The 24049-nt window shown below is 39.7% G+C and carries 28 protein-coding genes and 1 riboswitch; of the genes, 12 read left to right on the forward strand and 16 right to left on the reverse strand.

Annotation, left to right across the window (positions count from 1 at the left end; all coding sequences use genetic code 11):
* Positions 1 to 13 precede the first annotated feature (13 nt).
* Positions 14 to 604: an SIS domain-containing protein gene (locus HUU81_RS14670; RefSeq protein ID WP_199609668.1), complete on the forward strand. Its 591-nt coding sequence runs from the start codon at positions 14 to 16 to the stop codon at positions 602 to 604.
* A gap of 2 nt (positions 605 to 606) precedes the next feature.
* Positions 607 to 1176, forward strand: a complete 570-nt coding sequence (dolP, locus tag HUU81_RS14675) for a division/outer membrane stress-associated lipid-binding lipoprotein (RefSeq protein WP_199609669.1) — start codon at positions 607 to 609, stop codon at positions 1174 to 1176.
* A gap of 130 nt (positions 1177 to 1306) precedes the next feature.
* Here the strand turns inward: dolP and HUU81_RS14680 are convergent, their stop codons facing one another.
* From HUU81_RS14680 to zapE, 9 genes are all read right to left on the reverse strand, one after another.
* Positions 1307 to 1762, reverse strand: coding sequence for a ClpXP protease specificity-enhancing factor (locus HUU81_RS14680; protein ID WP_199612088.1), 456 nt, complete (start codon positions 1760 to 1762; stop codon positions 1307 to 1309).
* 10 nt (positions 1763 to 1772) lie between these two features.
* The gene (gene sspA / locus HUU81_RS14685; protein ID WP_199609670.1) at positions 1773 to 2408 is read right to left on the reverse strand and encodes a stringent starvation protein SspA; all 636 of its coding nucleotides are present in this window, start codon (positions 2406 to 2408) and stop codon (positions 1773 to 1775) included.
* A gap of 80 nt (positions 2409 to 2488) precedes the next feature.
* Positions 2489 to 3223, reverse strand: coding sequence for a cytochrome c1 (locus tag HUU81_RS14690; protein WP_199609671.1), 735 nt, complete (start codon positions 3221 to 3223; stop codon positions 2489 to 2491).
* The gene (locus tag HUU81_RS14695; protein WP_199609672.1) at positions 3223 to 4491 is read right to left on the reverse strand and encodes a cytochrome b; all 1269 of its coding nucleotides are present in this window, start codon (positions 4489 to 4491) and stop codon (positions 3223 to 3225) included. The genes HUU81_RS14690 and HUU81_RS14695 overlap by 1 nt, the downstream gene beginning before the upstream one ends.
* Position 4492: 1 nt before the next feature.
* Entirely contained in the window at positions 4493 to 5083 is a 591-nt protein-coding gene (gene petA, locus HUU81_RS14700; protein ID WP_199609673.1) for a ubiquinol-cytochrome c reductase iron-sulfur subunit, read from the reverse strand.
* Between the two features lie 203 nt (positions 5084 to 5286).
* Positions 5287 to 6132 (reverse strand): hypothetical protein, encoded by an 846-nt coding sequence (locus HUU81_RS14705; protein WP_199609674.1) that lies wholly within the window; start codon positions 6130 to 6132, stop codon positions 5287 to 5289.
* Between the two features lie 186 nt (positions 6133 to 6318).
* Complete coding sequence (gene rpsI / locus HUU81_RS14710) at positions 6319 to 6711, reverse strand: 30S ribosomal protein S9 (RefSeq protein WP_199609675.1); 393 nt, start codon at positions 6709 to 6711, stop codon at positions 6319 to 6321.
* A 17-nt stretch (positions 6712 to 6728) separates the two neighbouring features.
* A complete protein-coding gene (gene rplM, locus HUU81_RS14715; protein WP_199612089.1) occupies positions 6729 to 7157 on the reverse strand; it encodes a 50S ribosomal protein L13 in 429 nt (142 codons plus the stop codon).
* Between the two features lie 260 nt (positions 7158 to 7417).
* Positions 7418 to 8530, reverse strand: coding sequence for a cell division protein ZapE (zapE, locus tag HUU81_RS14720; RefSeq protein ID WP_325071802.1), 1113 nt, complete (start codon positions 8528 to 8530; stop codon positions 7418 to 7420).
* A 127-nt stretch (positions 8531 to 8657) separates the two neighbouring features.
* Between zapE and HUU81_RS14725 the strand changes: the two genes are divergently transcribed.
* The 3 genes from HUU81_RS14725 to HUU81_RS14735 all read left to right on the forward strand — a co-directional run bounded on the left by HUU81_RS14725 (position 8658) and on the right by HUU81_RS14735 (position 11857).
* A complete protein-coding gene (locus HUU81_RS14725) occupies positions 8658 to 9098 on the forward strand; it encodes a YhcB family protein (RefSeq protein WP_199609677.1) in 441 nt (146 codons plus the stop codon).
* A 155-nt stretch (positions 9099 to 9253) separates the two neighbouring features.
* Positions 9254 to 10642 carry a DegQ family serine endoprotease gene (locus HUU81_RS14730; RefSeq protein WP_199609678.1) on the forward strand — a complete coding sequence of 463 codons (1389 nt, stop codon included), beginning with the start codon at positions 9254 to 9256 and terminating at the stop codon, positions 10640 to 10642.
* Positions 10643 to 10768: 126 nt separating this feature from the next.
* A complete protein-coding gene (locus HUU81_RS14735; protein ID WP_199609679.1) occupies positions 10769 to 11857 on the forward strand; it encodes a trypsin-like peptidase domain-containing protein in 1089 nt (362 codons plus the stop codon).
* An 89-nt stretch (positions 11858 to 11946) separates the two neighbouring features.
* Here HUU81_RS14735 and HUU81_RS14740 read toward each other — a convergent pair whose 3' ends face one another.
* From HUU81_RS14740 to HUU81_RS14750, 3 genes are all read right to left on the reverse strand, one after another.
* Positions 11947 to 13227 carry a DUF945 family protein gene (locus HUU81_RS14740; RefSeq protein ID WP_199609680.1) on the reverse strand — a complete coding sequence of 427 codons (1281 nt, stop codon included), beginning with the start codon at positions 13225 to 13227 and terminating at the stop codon, positions 11947 to 11949.
* 301 nt (positions 13228 to 13528) lie between these two features.
* Positions 13529 to 13870 carry a DUF3718 domain-containing protein gene (locus tag HUU81_RS14745; protein ID WP_199609681.1) on the reverse strand — a complete coding sequence of 114 codons (342 nt, stop codon included), beginning with the start codon at positions 13868 to 13870 and terminating at the stop codon, positions 13529 to 13531.
* Between the two features lie 56 nt (positions 13871 to 13926).
* A riboswitch (cyclic di-GMP riboswitch) is annotated at positions 13927 to 14012 on the reverse strand.
* Positions 14013 to 14081: 69 nt separating this feature from the next.
* Positions 14082 to 15116 carry a DUF21 domain-containing protein gene (locus HUU81_RS14750; protein ID WP_199612090.1) on the reverse strand — a complete coding sequence of 345 codons (1035 nt, stop codon included), beginning with the start codon at positions 15114 to 15116 and terminating at the stop codon, positions 14082 to 14084.
* Between the two features lie 127 nt (positions 15117 to 15243).
* Between HUU81_RS14750 and HUU81_RS14755 the strand changes: the two genes are divergently transcribed.
* From HUU81_RS14755 to HUU81_RS14770, 4 genes are all read left to right on the forward strand, one after another.
* The gene (locus HUU81_RS14755; protein WP_199609682.1) at positions 15244 to 16098 is read left to right on the forward strand and encodes a mechanosensitive ion channel family protein; all 855 of its coding nucleotides are present in this window, start codon (positions 15244 to 15246) and stop codon (positions 16096 to 16098) included.
* A 46-nt stretch (positions 16099 to 16144) separates the two neighbouring features.
* Entirely contained in the window at positions 16145 to 16969 is an 825-nt protein-coding gene (locus tag HUU81_RS14760) for a magnesium transporter (protein ID WP_199609683.1), read from the forward strand.
* Positions 16970 to 17050: 81 nt separating this feature from the next.
* Positions 17051 to 18385, forward strand: a complete 1335-nt coding sequence (mgtE, locus tag HUU81_RS14765) for a magnesium transporter (RefSeq protein WP_199609684.1) — start codon at positions 17051 to 17053, stop codon at positions 18383 to 18385.
* Positions 18386 to 18638: 253 nt separating this feature from the next.
* Entirely contained in the window at positions 18639 to 19400 is a 762-nt protein-coding gene (locus tag HUU81_RS14770; RefSeq protein ID WP_199609685.1) for an IS5 family transposase, read from the forward strand.
* 223 nt (positions 19401 to 19623) lie between these two features.
* Here HUU81_RS14770 and HUU81_RS14775 read toward each other — a convergent pair whose 3' ends face one another.
* Complete coding sequence (locus HUU81_RS14775) at positions 19624 to 20298, reverse strand: ArsR/SmtB family transcription factor (RefSeq protein WP_199609686.1); 675 nt, start codon at positions 20296 to 20298, stop codon at positions 19624 to 19626.
* Between the two features lie 79 nt (positions 20299 to 20377).
* On the opposite strand from HUU81_RS14775, the gene HUU81_RS14780 reads away from it, so the two are divergent.
* From HUU81_RS14780 to HUU81_RS14790, 3 genes are read left to right on the forward strand one after another with little or no spacing between them, the layout of a single operon-like run.
* The gene (locus HUU81_RS14780) at positions 20378 to 20716 is read left to right on the forward strand and encodes an NIPSNAP family protein (protein ID WP_199609687.1); all 339 of its coding nucleotides are present in this window, start codon (positions 20378 to 20380) and stop codon (positions 20714 to 20716) included.
* On the forward strand, positions 20713 to 21012 hold the full coding sequence (locus HUU81_RS14785; RefSeq protein ID WP_199609688.1) for an antibiotic biosynthesis monooxygenase family protein: 300 nt from the start codon (positions 20713 to 20715) through the stop codon (positions 21010 to 21012). The genes HUU81_RS14780 and HUU81_RS14785 overlap by 4 nt, the downstream gene beginning before the upstream one ends.
* Before the next feature lie 28 nt (positions 21013 to 21040).
* The gene (locus tag HUU81_RS14790; protein WP_199609689.1) at positions 21041 to 21673 is read left to right on the forward strand and encodes a LysE family translocator; all 633 of its coding nucleotides are present in this window, start codon (positions 21041 to 21043) and stop codon (positions 21671 to 21673) included.
* Between the two features lie 143 nt (positions 21674 to 21816).
* Here the strand turns inward: HUU81_RS14790 and HUU81_RS14795 are convergent, their stop codons facing one another.
* From HUU81_RS14795 to HUU81_RS14805, 3 genes are all read right to left on the reverse strand, one after another.
* Complete coding sequence (locus tag HUU81_RS14795; RefSeq protein ID WP_199609690.1) at positions 21817 to 22212, reverse strand: hypothetical protein; 396 nt, start codon at positions 22210 to 22212, stop codon at positions 21817 to 21819.
* Between the two features lie 100 nt (positions 22213 to 22312).
* Positions 22313 to 22678, reverse strand: a complete 366-nt coding sequence (locus HUU81_RS14800; RefSeq protein ID WP_199609691.1) for a hypothetical protein — start codon at positions 22676 to 22678, stop codon at positions 22313 to 22315.
* A gap of 35 nt (positions 22679 to 22713) precedes the next feature.
* Positions 22714 to 23832 carry a hypothetical protein gene (locus tag HUU81_RS14805; RefSeq protein WP_199609692.1) on the reverse strand — a complete coding sequence of 373 codons (1119 nt, stop codon included), beginning with the start codon at positions 23830 to 23832 and terminating at the stop codon, positions 22714 to 22716.
* Positions 23833 to 24049: the final 217 nt, after the last annotated feature.

Here is a 24049-nt window from a genome sequence, read left to right on the forward strand (position 1 = left end):
TTAAGAAAAATATATGCAAGATAAAGTAAGACAATTATTTACAGAGAGTATACAAACTCAAATTGCTGCAGGCGACACGCTTGCGGGTGTATTAGAACAATCTGCATTGATGATCGTACAAACACTCCTAACGGGTAACAAAGTAATTTGTTGTGGTTATCAAAGCTGTTTCACTTTATCCACGCACTTTGCCAACCTTCTCATCAACCACTTTGAAACTGAACGCCCTTGTTTGCCCGCCATCACACTAAACAGTGATTTAAATTCGATGTCGACGGTAGCAAGAGACGTGAACCATGCAGAGCACTTTTCACGTCAAGTTAGAGCATTAGCGAACCCAGGAGACTTACTCTTAGCCTTCTCATTAACAGGTAATGAAGCGCCCGTTGTTGCCGCGATAGAGTCGGCCCTGACAAAAGATTTGGCTATTATTGCGTTTAATGGTGAAGAAGGGCATGACATATCAGGACTGCTTGGTAATAATGATATTGAAGTTAAGGTGCCTTCTAAGCGTCCTGCACGCATTATGGAAGGACATTTATTCCATATTCATTTACTGGCTGAGCTTATTGACGAAACATTATTCCCGCAACAGGAAGCATAATTATGAGAAAATTTTCCTTACCCCTTTTATTAGCCTCTGTTCTTATTCTTGAAGGTTGTGCGGTGGCTGTTGTTGCAGGTGCAGCGGGCGCAGCATCTGCTGCAAATGATCGCAGAAGTATTGGCGCTCAAATTGACGATAACAATATTGAAGTAAAAGCAGAACTGCTTTTTTCTGAACACGCTAGCTTGCGAGAACATAGCAACATTAGCATTGTGTCGTTCAATGGCGTTGTTTTATTGGTAGGTCAAGCACCTAATGATCAGCTAAGAGATCTTGCAGCGAAAACCGTTGCCGATATTATTGGTGTGAAAAAAATCCATAACCAGATCCGTATTGGTAGTAGCACGTCTATCACAACTAAAACTAACGACGCATGGCTTACGTCTAAAGTAAAAACCCAACTATTAAGTGACGAACAAGTCGCAGGATTAAACATTAAAGTCGTAACAGAAAATGCAGAAGTATTTTTGATGGGGCTAGCAACCATGCACGAAGCTGATAAAGCAGTGGATATTGCGCGTAATATTAGCGGTGTAGGCAAAGTAGTAAAAGTATTTGAATATTTATAACTGGCCTAGTTAACGGCTTCTTTAGCCATTTTATTACTCAACTACTCATCAGTAAAAAGCCCACAACTTGTGGGCTTTTATCGTAATGCTTACTTAACGTAAAAGTAAAAGCGTAATAACATCAACAATATTACTTAATTACTTTCAAATGAGAGCGAGACTTTGATTTTTTTTCTGTAGCCTTACTGTCACTTTCACTGCTTGTATCTGACTCTTCCACTTTTGGCGTAGCTTGTAATTTAGGCTCGAAGTGTAACTCGTCTTCTTGCTGTACTTCCTCTTCTTCAGGAAATACTGTACCTGCACCATTTTCTTTAGCGTAGATAGCTAACACGGCATTAATTGGCACCATTACATTCATTGGCTTACCACCAAATCTGGCATCAAAAGCAACACAATCGTTATTCATTAACAGATTGCCTACCGCAGCAGGGTTGACGTTTAATACAATTTGGCCGTCTTTAACAAACTGCATGGGCACTTTCGCAGCCGGATGCATCGCGTTCACCACAATATACGGTGTCAGCTGATTATCAACGATCCAATCGTAAAATGCCCTTAATAAATAAGGGCGATTTGAAGTCATCATTCGACGATTAACCTAAACGGTTATTGCGAATTTCTCGCTCTTCATCTGTCAATGATGCTTGAAATGATTCACGTTCAAATACTTTAATCATATAAGCTTTGATCTCTTTAGAACCTGTGCCATCAAGCTCAATACCAAGTAATGGTAAGCGCCATAACAACGGTGCTAAGTAACAATCGATCAAACTAAATTCTTCACTCATGAAAAACGGTGTTTCACCAAAAATAGGCGCTAAGCTCAACAAGCTTTCTTTAAGTTGTTGACGTGAAGCTTCAACATCTTTTTCGTTTAAAATGTTTTCAGCTAACGTGTACCAGTCCGATTCAATGCGGTGCATCATTAAACGGCTGCGACCACGAGCTACAGGGTATACAGGCATTAATGGAGGGTGAGGAAAACGCTCATCAAGGTATTCCATTATGATTTTTGCAACGAACAAGCCTAACTCACGGTCAACTAAGGTTGGTACAGTTCCATAAGGGTTCACTTCGTATAGATCTTCAGGCAGGTTATCCATTTCAACTTTATGGATGTCTACGCTTACGCCTTTTTCCGCTAGTACAATGCGAACTTGGTGGCTATATATATCATTACTGTTTGAAAAAAGTGTCATGACTGGACGCTTATTTGCAGTAACTGCCATGGATTCCTCCGGTTATGTTGATAAAACAGCTATGGGGGCAATTGCCCCCATAGTAAATTTTATGTATTAAAATCTAGTAGTTAGTCTACGTCTTTCCAAAATTCTTTCTTCAGTAAGACTGCTAAAATAAAGAAAACGAGACAGTATAGCAAAACCTTCCAGCCCATGCTCTTTCTTTCAAGCTGCATTGGTTCACCAACGTAGGCTAGGAAGTTGGTCAAGTCGCGTGCTACTTGATCATATTCTTCTTCACTTAATTCACCACTACCGTCTACCTTAAAGACTTCGTCTTCTACTACTTCGCCGTCAACTAAGCGTGACTCTTTAGCTTTATAACGAACGCCTTGTAGCTCTTGTAGTACATGTGGCATACCTACCTGTGGAAACACAGTGTTATTTACACCAAACGGTCTACTTGGATCAGCGTAAAAAGACTTAAGATACGTGTAAATCCAATCTGGTGTACGTAAACGGCTTTCAAGCGTTAAGTCTGGTGGCGCAGCACCAAACCACTTTTTAGCATCTTCAGCAGGCATACCATTTTTAATATGCTCACCCACTTTCGCACCAGTAAAGATTAGGTTTTCTTTACCTAACTCTACTGGAATACCGATGTCGTTAAACGTTCTTTCATAACGCTGATACTGCATTTGGTGACAACCAAGACAGTAGTTCATAAACAATTTAGCGCCACGTTGCAACGACGCTTGATCAGTTAAGTCGATATTCGCAGACTCTAATGGAACATTACTTCCACCAGCTGCACTTACCAAAGATGGTACTAATAATGTTAAGGCAATTAATATCTTTTTCATTACTTTGTTACCCTATTTGGTAGTGGTTTAGTTTTCTCATTGCCACTGTACAGCCATAAGAACCCAAAAAATGCGAAATAAAGTAGCGTACAAATTGGCGCTAAAATTTCTGTTAGTGATGTAGCAGGTGTACCACCAGCATAACCAAGAATAATAAACACTACTGCAAACATCGCTAAGTTTAACTTGTGGAAACCACAACGGTAACGTATCGAACGAACCTTACCACGATCAATCCACGGTAATAACGCTAACATAATTATCGCTGCAAACATCGCAATAACACCACCCAACTTATGCGGTACAGCTTTCAAGATGGCGTAGAAAGGCGTGAAGTACCATACAGGGAAAATATGCTCAGGCGTTTTTAACGGGTTCGCAGGCTCAAAGTTTGGCGCTTCTAAGAAGTAACCACCCATAGCTGGATTAAAGAAAATAACATACGAACACAGCGCCAAGAACACTGCAAACGCCATTAAGTCTTTTAAAACCATATGCGGGAAAAATGGTACAACATCATTAATAATGTCTTTTTTAGACGTGTAGTACTCGTGAATGTCCCATTTTGTTTTTTCTTCTTCTGAAAGCGAGCCTTTCTTACGTTTAACTTCTATACCATCAGGGTTGTTAGAACCTACCTCATGTAACGCCACAATGTGTAAGAATACAAGAATAACAATAACAAGAGGCAATGCTATTACATGTAATGCAAAGAAGCGGTTTAGCGTTGCACCTGAGATGACGTAGTCACCACGGATCCATAAGGTTAAGTCGTCACCGATAACTGGAATAGCACCGAATAACGAGATAATAACCTGTGCGCCCCAGTATGACATTTGCCCCCAAGGTAATAAGTAACCCATGAATGCTTCAGCCATTAACGCAAGGTAAATGAACATACCAAATAGCCATAATAATTCACGCGGCTTTTGATATGAGCCGTAAATCATGCCACGGAACATATGAAGATAAATAACAACGAAGAATGCTGATGCGCCTGTGGAGTGCATATAACGCAACAGCCAACCATACTCAACATCACGCATAATATATTCGATAGATGCAAATGCGCCATCACCACTAGGTTCATAGCTCATGGTTAACCAAATACCTGTAACTATTTGGTTAATCAGAACGATGGTCGCTAAAAAGCCGAATACATACCAAAAGTTCATATTTTTTGGCGCTGGGTATTTTGACATGTGCATTTCGTATACACGGGTCATTGGAATACGCGCGTCAATCCAATCTACAATATTTTTGAACATGTTACGCTGCTCCCTCTTCAACACCAACAAGCACTGTAGTGTCGTTTAAATATGAATATGGAGGAATAACTAAGTTAAGAGGCGCTGGAACACCTTGGAATACTCGGCCAGCCATATCAAATTTTGAGCCGTGACAAGGGCAGAAAAAGCCTGACGGTACACCTTCAACTTGCTCAGAAAAGCTATTCGGTAAATATGTTGGAGAACAACCTAGGTGAGTACAAATACCTACAGCAACAAAAATCTCTGGTCGCTTTGAGCGGTACGCATTTTTAGCAAATTCAGGCTGTTGATCTTCATCTGACGATGGATCACGTAGCTGGTCCCCAATGCTATCTAACGTTTTTATCATTTCAGGTGTGCGCGAAATAACCCAAACAGGTTTACCTTGCCACTCGATACGAATCATTTGCCCCGGCTCAATCTTTGCGATGTCCACCTCTACAGGTGCCCCCGCAGATTTAGCTCTGGCGCTCGGATTCCATGACGCTATAAACGGGACAGCTGCCGCCACAACCCCTACACCGCCAACCACAGAGGTTGCTACGGTTAGAAATCGACGACGACTGCTATCTACAGGCGTGTTGCTCATCCACTTATCTCCACATTGATGTCTTAGTGCTTGATTTTTACACAAAGATGCCGCTGATGATCAGCTGCTTATTATTGTAATATTCAAATGCTCAGATGATAAATAAAAGCCTAGACTAAAACAAGAAAATACCTAGTTTTTTCACATTAAAACAGCAAACTAAAGCCATTTAGGTTATTAATCAGCACAATTATGAATACCGCCTATTTTTTCCTCGTTATTATTTCGGCTAACCAAAGCAAAATGGTGGCACCTAACAAAATTAATAAATTACGCAACCACACAGATTTAGAATATTTGGCTAAACTCTCAGCGCTTGGGAAACTGGCAACATACCACTGTGTATTATGGATAGGTAATAAGAAATGCTCTGACTTAAATTGGTTGATGACTTCTTTGGGAATATCTTCCAATTGTTTGTAATCTGGTGTCAGTTCAACTTGGACATCATCTTGATAGCTTACTAACCAATTTTTAACCGCACTAATTTGGTACTTATTTAATATTTCAGTTAATTTATCGGTATTAAATGCGACAAAAAATAATTCGCCATCTGCAGTGCTCGGCCGTTTAATAATTACATCAAAATGCTGATGCTTTCCCGAACGATGTAAAAACATAGATTTTTGCTCGTGATTGCGAATAAATAGCTTCACCTCTTCTTCACACGACTCGAGAAAATCTCCTGTAATGTGACTAAATACGCCCTCGCCTTCTGTGTCTACAACTGTATACAACCGACTATTATCTAATTGCATTTTTAAACGATTTAGAATGACAAAATATTCGTCTTTATTGACTTGGTAGGATTTTTGGACCATCGCACTTAGCATTGGCTCTTGATTAATCTGAAAAACATCAGACTTGTGCCTTAAGGATTTAATATACGTTTCTAATTCACTTTGTACTGCTTGAGCGGTTTCTTCTACTTGTAATTGCTGTTGCTTTGAAAACGCCTTTATTTCCATGTCGCTGATAATATAACCAACGCACAATGCGATAAATATTTTTAAAACCACACTAACAATTGAACGCAAAGAAAAGCTCATATGCTTCTACACCTTAAGATCTTAAATTAGTACCGATTGATGACAGAAAACAAGCACAACTATACACCACCTGATTCACACTATAGCCGTTACAAGGTATTTGTAAATATCTGAATAATGTCACAACCGTGAATTTCAGGCATAAAAAAACCCAGCATAAGCTGGGTTTTTGAAAGCAAAAAACGATTAACGTTTTGAGAATTGTGGACGCTTACGTGCTTTATGTAGACCCACTTTCTTACGCTCAACTTTACGAGCATCACGAGTAACGAAACCTGCTTTACGTAATGCAGGACGCATTGACTCGTCAAACTCCATAAGAGCGCGTGTGATACCGTGACGGATCGCACCAGCTTGACCAGTAGTACCACCACCAGCAACAGTGATGTACGCGTCAAATTTTTCAAGCATTTCAACTAGCTCTAACGGCTGACGAACAACCATGCGAGAAGTTTCACGACCAAAAAATTCGTCAAGAGGACGATTGTTAACAACGATGTTACCTGTACCTGACTTAAGGAATACGCGAGCTGTTGAGCTCTTGCGACGGCCAGTACCGTAGTATTGATTATCTGCCATGTCTATTTTGCTCCGAATTAAATGTCTAACACTTGAGGTTGTTGAGCAGCGTGATTGTGCTCAGCACCTGCGTACACTTTTAGTTTACGGAACATTGCACGACCTAGCGGACCACGTGGCAACATACCTTTAACAGCTTTTTCGATGATCATCTCTGGCTTTTTAGCTTGAAGCTTTTCAAAGTTGATCTCTTTAATGCCGCCTGGGTAACCAGAGTGTGAATAATACATTTTGTTTTGTGCTTTAGCACCAGTTACAGTTACTTTCTCTGCATTGATAACAACAATATAGTCGCCAGTATCAACATGAGGAGTATACTCAGCTTTATGCTTACCACGTAAACGACGTGCGATTTCTGTCGCCATACGACCTAAAGTTTTACCTTCAGCATCAATAACGAACCAGTCACGCGTTACAGATTCTGGTTTTGCTACAAACGTTTTCATTGAATAAAAACCTAATTTATAAAAAGTTACACCAATACGACCTACATTATTATGAGGACGCATACTATTGCACCCCTTCGAGTGCGGCTGACCAACCCCGGCTAAAAGGTTAACCAGCGGGTAACGTAGGCAGGCGCGGGATTATACAGAATATAACCGTGTAACACAAGATATACTTTGTACAAATAACGCTCATGACTTCGTTAGAATTAAAGTGAGTCGGTGATTCAACACCCAGAGAATTTATCTATTAAGGTCTACTAAGGAATATGAGGTCTTGCTAAATATTCTAATGACTGCATTTCTTGTAAACGACTAACACAACGTCTAAATTCAAATGCTAAATTACCTTGTGTATAAAGCGCTTCTAACGCAACTTCAGCAGATATGATCAGTTTCACATTGCGCTCATAAAACTCGTCGACCAACGCGATAAAGCGTCGCGCTGCATCATCATTTTTAGCGCTCATCGATTTAACATTAGCTAGCAGTACCGTATGAAACTCCCTACTTAGCTCCATGTAGTCAACTTGGCTTCTGGCAGTCTCGCATAGCTCTGTAAACTCGAACATAACGACACCATCGGCTAAATAGCGGGTCTTAAGCATCCGCCCTTCAATTTCAATTTGCGCATCACGCGAGCCAAGCTCAGGCGCTAATTGTTCAAAATACGTGTTCAAATTTAAGTCAGCTTGTTCATCAAGCGGATGATGATAAATTTCTGCCTGCTCTAAAGTGCGTAAACGATAGTCAATGCCACTATCTACATTCACCGTTTCAGTATGCTGTTTAATCGACGCTATGGCAGGTAAAAATCGGCTACGCTGTAAACCATTACGGTATAAGTCGTCAGGGACAATATTCGATGTTGCCACTAAGGTAATGCCACGCTGAAAAAGTCCCTCTATTAATGTACCTAGCAACATAGCATCCGTAATATCCGAGACAAAAAACTCATCAAAACAAATAATATCAAACTGCTTTTTAAAGTTATCCGCAATAATATTGAGCGGATTCGCCGTATTGGGTAGCAATTTTAGCTCGTCATGCACTTTATGCATAAAACGGTGAAAATGGATCCTTAATTTCCGTTCGGTTGGTAAACAATCATAAAAGGTATCTACCAAATACGTTTTACCACGACCAACTCCCCCCCAAAAATAAATACCTTTTAATGGCGTGCCTGTTGATGGCTCAGTTGAAAAATAATTCAATACTTTAGCCAGTAAACCCGATGATTTAGGTTCAGTGCTTTGACGCGCAACAAAATCCTGATATAACCGCTCTAAATGCTTAACCGCATTTTCTTGAGCTGCGTCATATTGAAAATCATCACGTAATAAATCTTGCTGATATTTTTTTAAAGGCGTCAAATCACTCATTTTTAAGGTTATACTGTTATCTATAGAGGCACAAAACGACGTGAATCTTAACATGCCTTACCAGTATAGGCATAGATTTGAGTTAATATTACGCAATGTATTTTTTAGGAGCATGTAGATGTCATTTCTTTCTACCACATTAATTGCCATCGTTACTTTTTTAGTCGGTTTAATTATCGGCCGCGTATGGACCAAGCGACAAATTTCAACCAGCGAGCTACAACAACAGGTTGAGCAAACGCAAAATGAGCTAACACAGTACAAACAAGACATTGCGTCACATTTTGCGACAACCAATGCACTAATGAGTCAGCTAAAGCACAACTACGAAGAAATCGTTACTCATGTTGATCAAACATCTAAAATGTTGCAGCGTTCAGAAGCCAAAGGCGACTTATTCCCTTTCTTTTCAAAAGAAACCACCGAGCAACTTCAAGCGTCACTTGATCAATTACAAGAAGAAAAACGCAATAAACATACACCCGATAGTCAGCCACAAGATTACTCTCAAGGTTCAAGTGGCTTGCTAAACGCTGACAAAGAAAAAAGCGTGGGCTAATTAAAACTATTTATTGAGTTTTTTGAACTTTATCACTGCTCCGTTGGTCTTTAGTTTCATTGTATTAATTTGAACATATTGAAATTAAAAAACAGCATTCATATATCGTTATTAACTAACATTTATGAATTTAGAAGACCAAACGGAGTAGTTACATGTATTACAAATCACTATCCCTATCTAGACCTAATAAAGTTATTGCCTCACTAGTACTTAGTACATCACTATTACTCGCCCCGAACTACGCGACAGCGAAAATTCCTTTCTCATTCGGGCAACAAGAAATGCCAAGTTTGGCGCCAATGTTAGAGCAAACCACCCCTTCGGTTGTTCGTATTTCAGTTGAAGGCAATAAACAAGTTAAACAGCGTATTCCTGAAGCATTCCGCTATTTTTTCGGCCCTAGAGCGCCAAGTGAGTATGCCGAAAACCGTCCATTTCAAGGATTAGGTTCTGGCGTCATTATTGATGCCGATGAAGGCTACGTCGTCACAAACTACCATGTTATTGATGGCGCAGACGATATCGTTGTCACATTAAAAGATGGCCGACAGTTAGACGCTAAAAAAATTGGCGGCGACAAAGCCAGTGATATTGCCTTATTAAAAATAAAACCAGAAAAGCTGACCGAAATAAAACTAGCAAACTCAGACAAAATTCGTGTTGGTGACTTTGCCATTGCGATTGGCAATCCGTTTGGATTAACCCAAACTGTGACTTCCGGCATTATTAGCGCACTTGGCCGCAGTGGCTTAAATATAGAAGGCTATGAAGATTTTATTCAAACCGACGCTGCTATTAATAGCGGGAACTCGGGTGGCGCACTCGTTAATTTAAATGGCGAACTGATTGGTATTAACACTGCCATTTATGGCCCTAATGGCGGCAACGTAGGTATAGGCTTTGCTATTCCGTCAAATATGATGAGCAACCTTGTTGAACAAATAATTGAATACGGTGAAGTAAAACGCGGCGTGCTAGGCATTAAAGGTGGCCCTGTAACATCCGAGCTTGCAGATGCGATGAATTTGTCTGTTGCACAAGGTGCATTTATTAGTGAAGTAACACCTGACTCTGGCGCATCAGAAGCAGGATTAAAAGCAGGTGACGTGATTACTTCTGTAAACGGAATTAAAATTAAAAACTTCAGCGAATTAAGAAGTAAAATAGCCACACAAGGTGCTGGTAAAAAAGTGAAGCTAGGCATCATTCGTGATGGCGACGATGAACTGACCGTAACCGTAACCTTAAAAGAAACCGACGGCGCAACCCTTGCGGCAAAAGCGTTACACCAAGCCCTTGAAGGGGCAACACTAATTAACGGTGAAACAGTTAATAACATTGAAGGAGTAAAAGTTACCTCAATAGATGCAAACTCACCTGCTGCACAAATTGGCTTAGAGGAAGGCGATGTTATTTTAGGCATTAACCGTCGAAGAATTGAGAACCTTGCTGAGCTTAGAAAAGCACTAAACAATGCATCTGGCGTAATAGCCTTAAATATCCAACGTGGTAACTCTCGTAGCTACATACTTATTCGTTAACATTATATTTTCATACATTTAGTGTGTATTTATTCAAAAGCGGCGTAAAGCCGCTTTTTTGTTTGTTTTCAGTTTATTATTCAAGTGTTATGCTTAACACTTTATTATTCATAGAATTTAACAATTGTGCGAAAAACTCTTTTATTTTTATTGCAATCGATAAGCTACGGGTTGGCTATCGCCTTTTTGGTGATTATCTTTTTTCCCTCGTTGCGCGGTGATCTGAACTTAAACAGTGTCATTTTCAAATCGTCTACTCAACATCCGCCCGCGGTATCGTATTCTGCTGCGGTACGCAGTGCCTCACCTGCGGTGGTGTATATTTATTCCGAGTCATTTACCAAAGATCCAAGATATTTAAGTCAACAATCGCGCTCTGTTGAGTTAGGCTCAGGCGTATTAATGAATAGCGACGGTTATATTCTTACCGCTTATCATGTGATTGACAACGCAGACCAAATTGCAGTGGCGCTACAAGATGGTAGACGCTTAGAAGCAGAATTAGTGGGTAGTGACAAGTTAACCGATCTGGCGCTGTTAAAAATTGACACCGACAACCTGCCTGTTATCCCACAAGATCCTAAAATTAACCCTCAAGTTGGTGACGTGGTACTAGCGATCGGCACCCCATTAAACTTAGGACAAACGATTACCCAAGGGATTATTAGCGCAACAGGCAAAAAAGGGATTACAGGTTCAAGCCACGCCGACTTTTTACAAATGGATGCCGCAATTAACCCCGGTAGCTCAGGTGGGGCGTTAGTTAATTCTAATGGGTTACTTGTTGGCATTAACGCAGCCAATACCAATAATTTTCAAGCACGCTTTAATATCGACGTTCAAGGCATTTTCTTTGCTGTGCCTTATCATGTGGCGATAAAAGTGATGAATAAAATTATTGAACATGGCAGAGTGATCAGAGGTTACTTAGGTATTACAGGCGTTTCAATAAACAGTGCTGGCGCAGAAGTAAGTAGCACAGCAGAACTTGTTGCAGGTATTTTAGTGGGTAGCCTTGACCCATTAGGCCCAGCTTGGAATGCAGGGTTAAAACGCGGTGATGTGTTACTTGCTATCGAGGAGACAAGACTGACTAATATTCAAGAGGCGCTTGATATTGTTGCTGACACGCTGCCCGGTACCACACTAAATTTTACAATCGCACGAGACGGCAAAAAATTTAAAGTACCTGTGTTAATCACTGAACTTGAATAATAGAGACAAATAAAAACGGCAGGAGTGTTGAAAACAAACCTGCCGTAAATAACTAATATTGCAAATTACACACTAATACGCGTGTAAGATTAAAACACCTGTCTTAGTAACTTATCATTTGCCGTTAACGCACCGTCCGCAAATTTTACTGTGGTAGTAAAGTTACCTTCTTTATTTTGAATAACCATTTGCTGTTGTTGAAATTGGTCAATCATCGGCTTTATATTTGCGAACACTGTGACTAAGTTTTGTGACGCTAGTGCGTCTAAACTAAATGTAACGCGCTCAAGCAACCCGTATGGTGTTTGCGTATCTGCAAAAGTAAAAGGCGCAACATCGATTTGTGCATTAGAATCTAACTTCACTTCGTTAAATACACCTGATAATTGATTCAGTTTTACCGTTAGCCCGTCTTCACCTAACAATTGAACGACATGCTCCATTTGTTTCAGAGGTTCGTCGTGATACATTGGTTGAGCAAAAATATCTTTATTTAAGTTATTTAGTTCAATTGCTAACTTCGCATCTTTTAATTCAGTTTTAAGAGGATTAGTTTCAGCATCTATATTCAGCGCTTCCAATGCCATAACCGCTGAAACGTTGAGCTTTTGCTCGTCATCCGAAAGCGTAGTATTGGTATTAATTGTATAATTATCTAATGCCACCACTTCTTCAGGAGTATTAATGCGCAATTTATGAAACGTCATGTCACTAGTGCCTAATAAGTACTGATCACCTAGGCGCTTCGCGTCACTGTCAAAACTAATTAGTCCAATATCGAAATTGCGATTTTCCGCTGTAAATTTCATCCCGTTGATTTTGCCAACACTTGCTAATGCTTCACCACCAGCTTCACCTTCAAACTTGATGTCAATGCCACGTACGTTCAATGCAAAGGCTTCCCCGGCATTGGTATTGGCATTAATATCAAATGGCTGCATAACAAAGTGACCCGCTATCGTGTCGGCCCAATAATTCATTGACCAACCCATATCATAATCAATTTCAGCCACGTCGTGTTCTGCAAGCTTTGCAGTTGCTTCAGAAGGTAGTACTAGCTTTGAATCACAGTTAACAATTAAAGGTAAAATTGTGCAGGCATTGGTAATCTTCACCACCGCTTGCTCGCTGTCGCTTGCGTTACCATTCATTTCTTTTTCATTTAATGTCACGGTAATTTCATCGTCAACGCTAAACACACCGGACGAAGTAACGTTATATGAAAGTGACATCATTGGAGACAAGGCCACATTTGCCTCTGCTATTTTATCTCCAACTTCTGTTTTGTACTGATGATTTGTGTAGTAAGTAAGGCCACCAGATAGAACAACTAAACCCAGTGAGCTACCAATAATCGTTTTTAAAGACATGCTTGTTCCTTGCATATTGAGTGAAAAACTGCGGTGAACGTGCTTAGCGTTGTCCAGAGAAACCTACATCCACCATATTCATTTGCTTTATCCCTTTACCGCATAATTGTTATTAATTAGCCATAAACAGAATTAAAGATAATCGGCGGCGTTTATATCAATTTAACGTATTGCTTACAAGTAATTTCGAATATTCCATTTGATTTTTCAGCCACCAGAAATGCAAAAACCCCGTTTACACGAGGTTTTGCAGCGGTAGAACTAATTGTAAGGCTAAGGAGAGCCTACATACAGGGATTAATTACCCTGCACGTTTTTGTGCAGCAGATAACAGGTCAGCGTTTGCAATGTTACCCATTAATGATGCTACCGTGTTTTTTGGTAATTTTTTGATGATTAGTGTGCCCGTGTTTACTGCGTTTTGCGCAGAGGCAAAGCTTAATAAGTCAGAACCGTTACATTTTACGCCGTCGAAGATGTTTCTGATTTTCAGGTTATTCGATTTTAAGAATTTACGAAGACGTTTCTTATCATCAGCAGATACGTATTCACAAACACTTACAGCCAAGTCAGACGCGCTTGCAGTAGTTGGTACAACAGCAAATGGAGATAGTAAAATTAAAGGAAGTAATAAATTTTTCATGAGGGCACCTTGTTTATTAACTTATTAATTAAACCACAAGGACTTTAACATTAGTGTTAGGTAGCCCCGCTGTCGTAGGTATAAACCCGTAGACCGGTGGTTTTGCGCGAGTGCCTTTTCAAGCACCTTGCCGTTTCTTACTGGTTGTCTATTGTACAGAGCTAAATTTTCATTGCAATACTAAATATCAATTTTTTTGTATAAATTTCACTCAACCTTCAGTTTGTCCAATTCCCTTTAATAGCCGGCCTAAAATATCAGCGCCAGTAATCACTCTTGGGTCCTGCATTGTCCACACCAAAATCACATCATGATTCAACACATCTGTTGAATGCTGTTCTTCAATCGGTCCATCTTTTAATAATTGTAAGGCCGCGCCTAACGTACAATCTTCACTTGTTACCACTACAGGACGGTGACAAAACTGATAAGGATCAGGCTCTGACTTTTCGGTTCTCATTAAAGTGGCTCTAAGGTAGCCATCAGCGTCAAGCACCAATAATGGGTGATTATCTGAGTTTACGAGTACCACCCATTTATGCCCTGACAGATTAACCTTTTTAATGAAGTCGGAAGATTCATCACTTGATAATGCGGGAATAATGGGTAAATCGAGTGTGCACGGTAATGTGAGCACGCTACTAGGATCAAGCAGCTCACCTTCTTCTTGCACAGACACTTTATCAATTTCTAAAAAGTTTAAAGCGCCAACACCTTCCACATGCTCAACATCCGCTTCATTCGCTTGAGCATGCGCAGTAATAATGGACTTTAATTCCTCTTCACGAAAATAAGTAATGCCTTCGCGCCCAAGCCAACCATCTAGCATGATTGCTGTAGGTTTTGCCACAGGATACAGCAAAAATTGATAGAATTTTATCACTGGTGTTAGCAGGGATGCCATTTTTAAGGCATTACGTGAGAAGTAAGCTTGAGGAAAAATTTCGCCTAAAAATGTGATCGCAACTGCGGAAAATAAAAACGAATATATTCCTACTAATACAGAGTCAGACAATAGCGTTAGTAATACATTAATTGACACATTGCCCCATAAAATTGTTGCCAGTAAAAAATTAGAATCCTCTCGCAATACTAGAATTTTTTCTGCACTCTTATTTTTGTGCATCATTTCAACTTCAAGCTGTAATCGGCTCATACTAAAATAAGCTAAATTAAGCCCTGAAAAAATCGCCGACTGGGTGATACAAACGGCAATTCCCATCCAAATAAATAAATCAATCGTCATAATATAAAGGCTCAATCGTCACGTTAAGTCACTTAAAAAATAAAGTAATACTATTTGCAAGAACACATAGTATTTCATCAATAGTCTACTAATCTTATACGATATATCTGTTTTCACAGGAATTATTATGAATAATAGCTGGCAACATTCATTAAGCTCCAGTTACGAGCAGTTAATCAGTTACTTAGTTGCTTATGTGCCACAGCTATTTGGCGCCATACTCTTAATATTTATAGGCTGGATTATCGCTTGGCTCTTATCCAAAATGACCACCAGCTTAGTTGAGTTCGTCAGTAATTTTTTAAATAAAATTATCGCTTCGTTTTTACCCGACAAAACAGTAGACATACAACCCAAACATGCTCGCATAGCGGGTAAAACTGTTTTCTGGGTAGTAATGCTATTTTTCTTCGCGGCTGCCACATCCAGTTTAGGAATGGAATTTATTGCTACATGGTTGAAAGAGTTTTTAAGCTACTTACCGCAAATATTAGCAGGCGCCATTATCATTCTAGCGGGTTACTTTCTTGGCAGTATTGCCTACACCATGACGGTAGCAGCCGCTGAAACTACTGGATTTGAACATAGTCACCGGCTTGGCGCGCTTGTAAAGTGGATTGTGATATTTATCGCTATCGTTATTGGTATTGAGCAGCTTGGTATTAATATTCAATTTGTAACTACCTTAATTATTGTTCAGCTTGGTGTGCTTAGTTTAGGGTTCGCGTTAGCTTACGGGTTAGGCAGCAGTGAGTTAATCAAAAATCTTGTCGGCGCTAAACAAGCGAATAAGCATTTTCAAGTTGGCGATCGCATCAAAATAGGCGAGATAGAAGGTAAATTGATGGAAATATCATCCAGTATGATCATAGTCGAAACTGACAAAGGAAAAACACTGATCCCAGCCCGAAGCTGCATGGAAAAGATCAGTAAAGTGATTGAACGTGACGGTGGCGATGACAATGCACCAATTAGTCATTAACCCATGCTAATCGTCTGCGCTTACTAATAATAATAACGGAGTTACCATGATCGCCTCTCAGCTTAAGCTTTCACTCCACTTTTTAACCGCAGAGCCTGAAGCAGCTGCAAGCCAATTAGAATTAATGCCCACCGAGCATGTATTAAGTTTATTAAAAGAGGCGCCTTCTTCAACTGCGGCCAACATACTGAAATTAATGCAACCGAGTATTGCAGCTAAATTGCTGTTGTTATTTCCAGCAGAAAAAAGCTATAAGATTTTCGAACAAATGAACCTCGCCGACGTAGCCGCCATTTTGCGATATATGCCAACAGAAGAAGGCAAAGCTCATTTAGCTGCGCTGCCTATAAGAAAACAGGCATTATGCAAAATGCTCATCAGCTACCCTGAGCATGCCTTAGGTGCTGTTGTTGATACCGATGTTTTAATTGCTGGCAGCAGCATGACCGTTGATGATGTACTGATTCGCATTAAGAAAAAAACAGTTGCTTACTTACAGGATGTTTTCGTGGTGAATAAACAACGCAACCTCGAAGGGAAAATTTTTCTTGGCGACTTATTACATGCATCGCCTAAAGCGTTAATTGCTTCGCTCATTCATAAACGTCCCAGAACGCTTAGCGCAACACACGACTTAACCACAGCAAGTGAATTAAATATTTGGCAGCAACAGGATGTGGCTCCTGTAATTAATAGAAGAAACGAGTTTATTGGGATTGTGCATTACCATAAATTACGTCGCTCTATCACTCGGTTAGAAAGAGCCAATGCATCGCCAAACACCCTATCAGGTGAGCTGATCGAAGTGTACGGCGACACCATCATGTCGATGATCGAGTTAGTAAGTACCAACAATCAAAGTAAGCATTAATATATAAGTTAATCATGTTGAGAATAATCATTCGATAACAGGCTAATAATTATATGAACTTAACTTTCAGCGGAGAATATAATGCCATCTCAGCAACAAATTTTAAGTGAAGCATCACAACAATTAAACCGAGAATTCTTGCAACACTTTCCGTATAAAAGCGCCCGGCATATGGAAGCTATCGAAGCACATGAAGCGGCAAAACTGCTTGAAATGCAATCCATGACCTCGGTACTCGCATTATGGAAATTTTTACCTGCGGGCACCGCTGAGAATATTTTTGCGAAGCTATCAAGTCATTTTGCTATTAAGTTACTGCAAAGCCTAGACAGCCATATTGCCGTTACTTTGTTAAGCCGACTAGAGCCAGAATTACAGCAGCAATTAATGAAAGAGTTAGCTACCAGTGATGGTGCATTAGCGAGCGAACTTACCGAACTGTTAAGCTACCCCGAAGATACCGCTGCGCGCCTAATGAGCGCAAAAGTAACTGCTTTTTATGACGAAATGAGTGCGTCCGATGTATTACGTAAGCTTAAACAACGCAAAGATATTACTGAAGACGTTATCTACATACTAAATAAGTCGCAGCAGCTAGTTGGACAAATTAGTTTAGCCAAATTAATCATTGCCAATGCTGAAGATAAATTACTTACACTGGCTCAGCCAATTAAAGCAACTTTTAGTGCACTAGATAGTAAAGATGAAGTTATAGAAAAATTTGAAGGGTATCGCAGTAGCTGCATGCCAGTACTGGACAGCCACCAGCAACTTATTGGTGTTATTCGTTTTTCTGATATTTATCAGTCCACCAAAGAAGACTTAGTCAGCGACATGCAAACCATGGTAGGTGCCAGTAAAGAAGAAAAAGCATTATCATCAAGCTGGTTTGCGGTTACAAAACGGCTACCTTGGCTACAAATCAATTTACTTACCGCATTTGCAGCCGCCTCTGTAGTTGGTGCGTTTGAAGGTTTAATTTCTGAAATAACCGCCCTCGCAATTTTACTGCCCGTGGCCGCAGGTCAATCTGGCAACGCAGGGGCACAAGCCCTAGCCGTCACCATGCGCGGGTTAACATTACGTGAAATTACCACACGTCAATGGATGCGAGTAATGAGTAAAGAGTTTTTAGTGGGCGCCATGAATGGCGTCGCCGTCGCAACCACCTGCTCTATCGCTATTTATTTTTGGAGCCAGTCGTTTGGCTTAGCATTAGTCATGGCCATTGCCATGGTCTGTTCATTATCCATTGCATGTACCGCAGGTGCAATTGTACCTATAGCCCTTAAAAAATTTGGTATGGACCCCGCACAGTCATCTTCAATAGTGCTAACCACCATTACAGACATTGCAGGCTTTATGTCATTTTTAGGTATTGCTATGCTGCTTTCCGACATGCTGCCAAGGGGTTAATATAAGTAACCCCCTTCTAGCCAAGTGTGCTAAAAATATTTTCGTACGTTATCAATAGCGTTCAGCTTCTTTTCTAAGTGGACTTTCTATGTTTGAGAGATCTTTTTTAAGGTCGAACTCCCATCTGTTATTAATAGCTGGGAGTCACATTTAATAATTTTAACTAGAGCGTGTTGATCTTTGTGGTATGAAAAGTAAACGGCAAATGGGTTGGTTATAATGGTTTCGCCAAAAATCAGTTTAACTTTCCCAGATGCCGAGACTAATGCTAACAGATGATAGTTGGAAATTGCTATCAAGAATCATGTATTTAACAGGTCGTATTTATAATAAACCTGAACACAGAATGACACTCGAAGGTATTTTATACCGTATGCGCACTGGTATTCCATGGCGAGATTTACCAAGCGAATTCGGCGGCTGGAGTGCTGTATTTAGACGGTTTAACTTGTGGTCTAAAAAAGGTGTGATAACAGAGATATTTCAATTTCTTTCTCAGGAAAATGACGCTCAATGGCTGTTTCTTGATGGCAGTATTGTCAAAGCTCATCAAGACTGTACGAATATTGGCTCACAAGCAGAGCAAGCTATAGGTAAAAGCCGTGGTGGTAAATCAACTAAAATACACTTGGCGGTTGATAGTTGTGGTTTGCCAGTTCACTTTGAACTATCAGGCGGGCAGGTTCATGACGTATGTTATGGCAAAAGCTTAGTGGTTTCATCACCAGATGCCGAAGTGGTAGTTGCAGATAAAGATTATGATAGTCAATCGCTTAGAGAGCTAATAAAAAGTCGCAATGCTAAGCATGTGATACCGAGAAAAGGTAATAGTAAGCAAGGAAATGACGACATTGATTGGTCTATGTACAGATATCGTCACTTAGTTGAAAATGCGTTTTTGAAGATAAAGAAACATCGAGCAGTAGCAACTCGATATGACAAATTGGCTAGAAATTACATGAGCGTGGTAGCCCTTGCTTTTTCACTCATGTGGCTACCGATGTGGGTTGATTAGAAAATGTACTCGAAAGATCAACACGCTCTAGTTTTAGTTCATGAACTAAACATATAATTCTAATTTAGTGATAGGCAATTATAATTAAAATATAGCAAGTATACTTTTCTTCATTCTGGCTATACAGGGAAAATTTTGAACTTGTTTCAGAGGTAGATTGCTTGATTATGTATTCTTTTAAAATGACTTTGGTCCGAGTTTTAAGCCGCGTAAATGCATAGAATCAAAACTCATATTGTTTTCTAAACTTTTTTAGTCCTTGTGGCGTAAAATGAATAGCTCTGGAATCTAAGTCCTGTTTAGCCCATTCTCGCTTTATCGCATTATTCAAAACCCATTGCCCCAAATGTCCAGCTAAGTGACTCCTTCTTTCGCTCCAATCTAAACAAGACTTACACAAAGGTCTTTTACCTTTGCCGAATATACTAATATCCACGCCTAAATTATTGAATTTGACTTGTCCTTTTTCCGTTAACTTAACATATTCGTTAATTTCTATCATCCAGCCATTGTTAATTAGAGCGTCAAATAGCTCTACACCAAGCTCACCAGCCAGATGATCGTAACATATTCTAGATTTTCTCAATCTGTCATTAGGCGGGCCTGTAAAAACGCTACCATCAGAAACAGGGACACTAAGGTTCAGTAACTGCTCAATTAGTTCTGCTACTTGCTTACTCTTCAACTGAAAATATTTATGTCTGCCTTGCTTTCTAACCTGTAGCAATTCACCTTCAAGTAATTTTGTTAGGTGACTGCTAGCGGTCTGGGGAGTGATATCTGCCACAACTGAGAGTTCAGTTGCAGTAAGGGCTTTCCCACTCATTAAAGCAATTAACATTTTAGAGCGGGCTGCATCTCCAATTAAACTTCCTATATAAGCAATGTTCGGTTCCATTTTACTTTCACAGTACGACAACTATCGAAGTATTGTCTTCTAAGAAGATATAGGCTGTCAAAAACATTGGAGAATAACATTGAAAATTACTTGTTTTATTGAATACCAGATCGACCCATTTAACTCAGATAAGTTTGAAGAGTACGCTGATAATTGGGGGACGATCATCCCTGAATGTGGCGGTGAACTCTTGGGTTATTTTTTGCCCCACGAAGGGACTAACGATACAGCCTATGGATTAATTAGCTTCGATTCCTTAGCTCGATATGAGGAATATAGAGCGAGATTGCGCCAGTCTGACCTTGGCAAAACTAACTTTGAATATGCTCAACAAGAACAGTTTATTTTAAAAGAAAAACGTACATTCTTACGAGCTATTCCCTCTACATATATGAAGAAATCTAAGGAGAATAAATGATAGCAGTCATTTTTGAAGTCATACCAAATTCAGAAGGTAAAAATAGCTACTTTGAGATTGCCGAGATACTAAAACCATCGCTTGCTAAGATTGAAGGGTTTATTTCAGTAGAGAGATTTCAAAGTTTATCTAATAAGGATAAATATTTATCGCTTTCATTTTGGGAGGATGAAGCCGCAGTTTCACAATGGAAAATGAATACCGAGCACCAGTTGGCACAAAATAAAGGTAAGCAAGAACTGTTCAATGAATACAGAATTCGCGTTGGTAACATCCTCAGGGATTATGGAACCTAAATTAACTACACAGTGGTGAAAATAAAAAATGAATATTGAACTTGTTCTTGGCTATTGTGCGATCATTACTATATTACTGATCACTCCCGGCCCATCAGTACTTTTATCAATTAACAATGGTGTTAACTATGGAAGGAAAATCGCTGCCATTGGCGTTTTAGGGAACGTATTTGCTTTTCAGTTATTAACCTTAATTAGTGCCAGCGGCATAGGAGTTGTCCTAATAACATTCAAAGATATATTGATAGTGCTTCAGTTAATTGGAGCTGGCTATCTTTGTTATTTGGGGTTGAAAATACTCTCATCTCCTGTAGCCAAGCTTGGTGCGAAAGAGGTTAAATCGTCTTTTAAGCCCTCTCCTTGGAAAATATTTAGACAAGCTTTTCTAGTCACATCATTAAACCCTAAAGCACTTGTCTTTATTATTGCATTATTGCCTCAATTTATAACGGATTCAGAAAGACTTACACCACAAATTACAATACTATGCATTGTTAGTGCTTCGATTCATTTTATGATTTATTTTAGTTATGCTCTTCTTGCCGAAAATGTTGCGCAAATATCGAGCAGTGACATCGGGAGGAGAGTATTTGATAGGTTAAGTGGTATAACTTTTTTGATTTTCGGTGTTGGTCTAGCAGTAACCAATATTGCAACTTAAACATATTTTATATCAGCATATGCAAAACTTAACTAGTCAAACAGTAGAAGGTCAGATAAAATATTTGACCTTTTGTCACGAAATAATAGTGAGACCTCTGTTTACTCTCCGCTTGCTGTCAGGTGAAATCTAAGCCCATCAATTTAGCTTCGGTTCTTTGCTGGTAGCCCAATATCAATAATGTCAGACAGTTTATTCAAATTTACCCCATCCATTTTTTGCAAATTATGCTGCCATCGGGCAAACCTTTCCAGCAAAAGGTTATTTTGATTATTCAATCTTGCGTTTTCAGTGTAAAGTCTTTCATTCTCGTTTTCGAGTTTTTCAACTTGTTTAATTAGTTCAGCGATAGTCGCATCATCATTGTCCAAATTTTCCAAAAGTTGGCTTAATTTATCAGAGCTATCAAATAGCGACTTGGCTTCTTCGATTGCAGCAGATTTTTTAAATCTAAGCTCTTCTTTCTTTAAGTCAAATGCATGTTTGATTTCATCATGCTTTGTATAAGTGTGTCTCGACGGGGGACGCTTTAGGCCCAATTCTGATTGAAGCCTTTCAGAAAGAAGATCATATGTAAGCTTACCGCTCCAACCATCAATGATCGCTAGAGTCGTTTCTTATTGTCTGTTACAAAAGCCATTAGAATTCCTCCATATCTGATAGTGCTAAGGCTGTTAAATCAAAAGTGGGAATAACATTTTGTTCATCAATATTTAATGAACGTTTAACAGGTGGTGGATCTAATTCATCAGGAACTCGGACAGGTGTACCATCTGGCCTTTTTGGATCTTCCAGCATGGCAATAATGGTTTTAATCTTGGATAACCTGAAGCCTAAAGCTGTCACCCAACGGTCTGCACCGAAAACATTATCACCAGCTTTTAATTTTGCACCCTCTAATTGCTCCTCATAAAGCTTCTCAAGGTTTCTCAGCTCATCTATGGTGTGAGGTAGACCTTTAAGACACTCATGGTCACTACAGACAGCACAGTCGCCATTTTTCACACAAGGACTTTCAGCATAGTTGTGAACGCAGTAACCTAATCCAGTGAACTGAGCGACACCTGAGAGATTAACCCCAGAGACTTGAGAGAAACTGGTAAGCCCAAATCATGTAACACGATTGCAGGAGGTGGAGACTCAGATGTATATGGCGATAAAAACTGATTGGCTTGAGCAACCGTCATGACACCTTCACCATTTACAACATGGCCTATACGCTTGGTTAGCCGTGACTTCTGTTCTTGGGTTCTACCATCGTAAGCTTTGTTTTGCTCTACATCAGCTCTACCTGACCACTTGGCAATCAACCAATCTTCTTCACCAGCTAATTTCAACTTGGTATTTAGCCAATGTCGAGGTTGGTGAGTATTCAACTTCAATCGAGAACCATCTTCATCAGTAACAGTTAACTCATCAAAAACTGATTCAATATGCCCTTTACCTGATGGACGCTCTGAACCTATAGCGTCACTCACAGCTCCGTGACTTACTATTACCCATGAAAAGGGCTTAACAGCAAAATCTTTATGAAATTCATTGTCTCTAACTAATGTAATGCAATCCCAGAGCTTTACGTCACCATAACTTGGAAAGTCACTCGTTTTATATTGATTATCAACAACACTACGGAGATCACCATATGAGGGGAACCGGATAGTAGTATCTATTGGCACATTGGTATATTTATCTAAAACTTCATTTCTGGTGCTTAGAATATTACCTTTCAACAACTCCTTTTTCCAATCGGTCACACCATTTAAATCATTAATTAAATCACTTATCCAGAGAGAATTTTGATGCGTCCAGTTAACCTCTTTCCCTTTTGCATCTTTTCCTATTTTTAAACCAATAGCACTTGCGAACTGGTCGTATGTCAACGGCTTATCGTGTGGAAAGTCAGTAGGTGTAATGCACTTGTCATGTGCTAAGAATATATCTGGGTTTTCATGAGCAAATTTCGCAGCAGCTCTGGCTGGTGCTGAAATATCAATAAGTCGATCAAAAGCTTGTTTAACTACATCTTCTAAAAGCTTAGGAACCCATTTTTTGACGGGATCTCCTCCTTTTGCTGGATTCCACATCAAGTACCAACGCCCTTTATCACTTTTCTGTAATGAATTGACAGTTAAGCCATTCAATTGAACTGCTTTAATCAAGTAGAACACTTTAATAATGGAATATAATCCAATTATTAAAGTGTTAAACATCAAAACGAACAAACTGAGTTTATACGCCTGAATTTACACTTGAAGCCGTAGTATCGGTAACTGTACAAGGTTACAGCGCACCAAGGCAGCAACACCTTTGGGTATCACAGATAAGTTACTTTATAACTGGAAAGCCAAGTTGAAGCCGAGCAATCTGGAGCCAGTA

Source organism: Flocculibacter collagenilyticus, assembly GCF_016469335.1.
In the GTDB taxonomy this organism is placed as follows: Bacteria; Pseudomonadota; Gammaproteobacteria; order Enterobacterales; family Alteromonadaceae; genus Flocculibacter; species Flocculibacter collagenilyticus.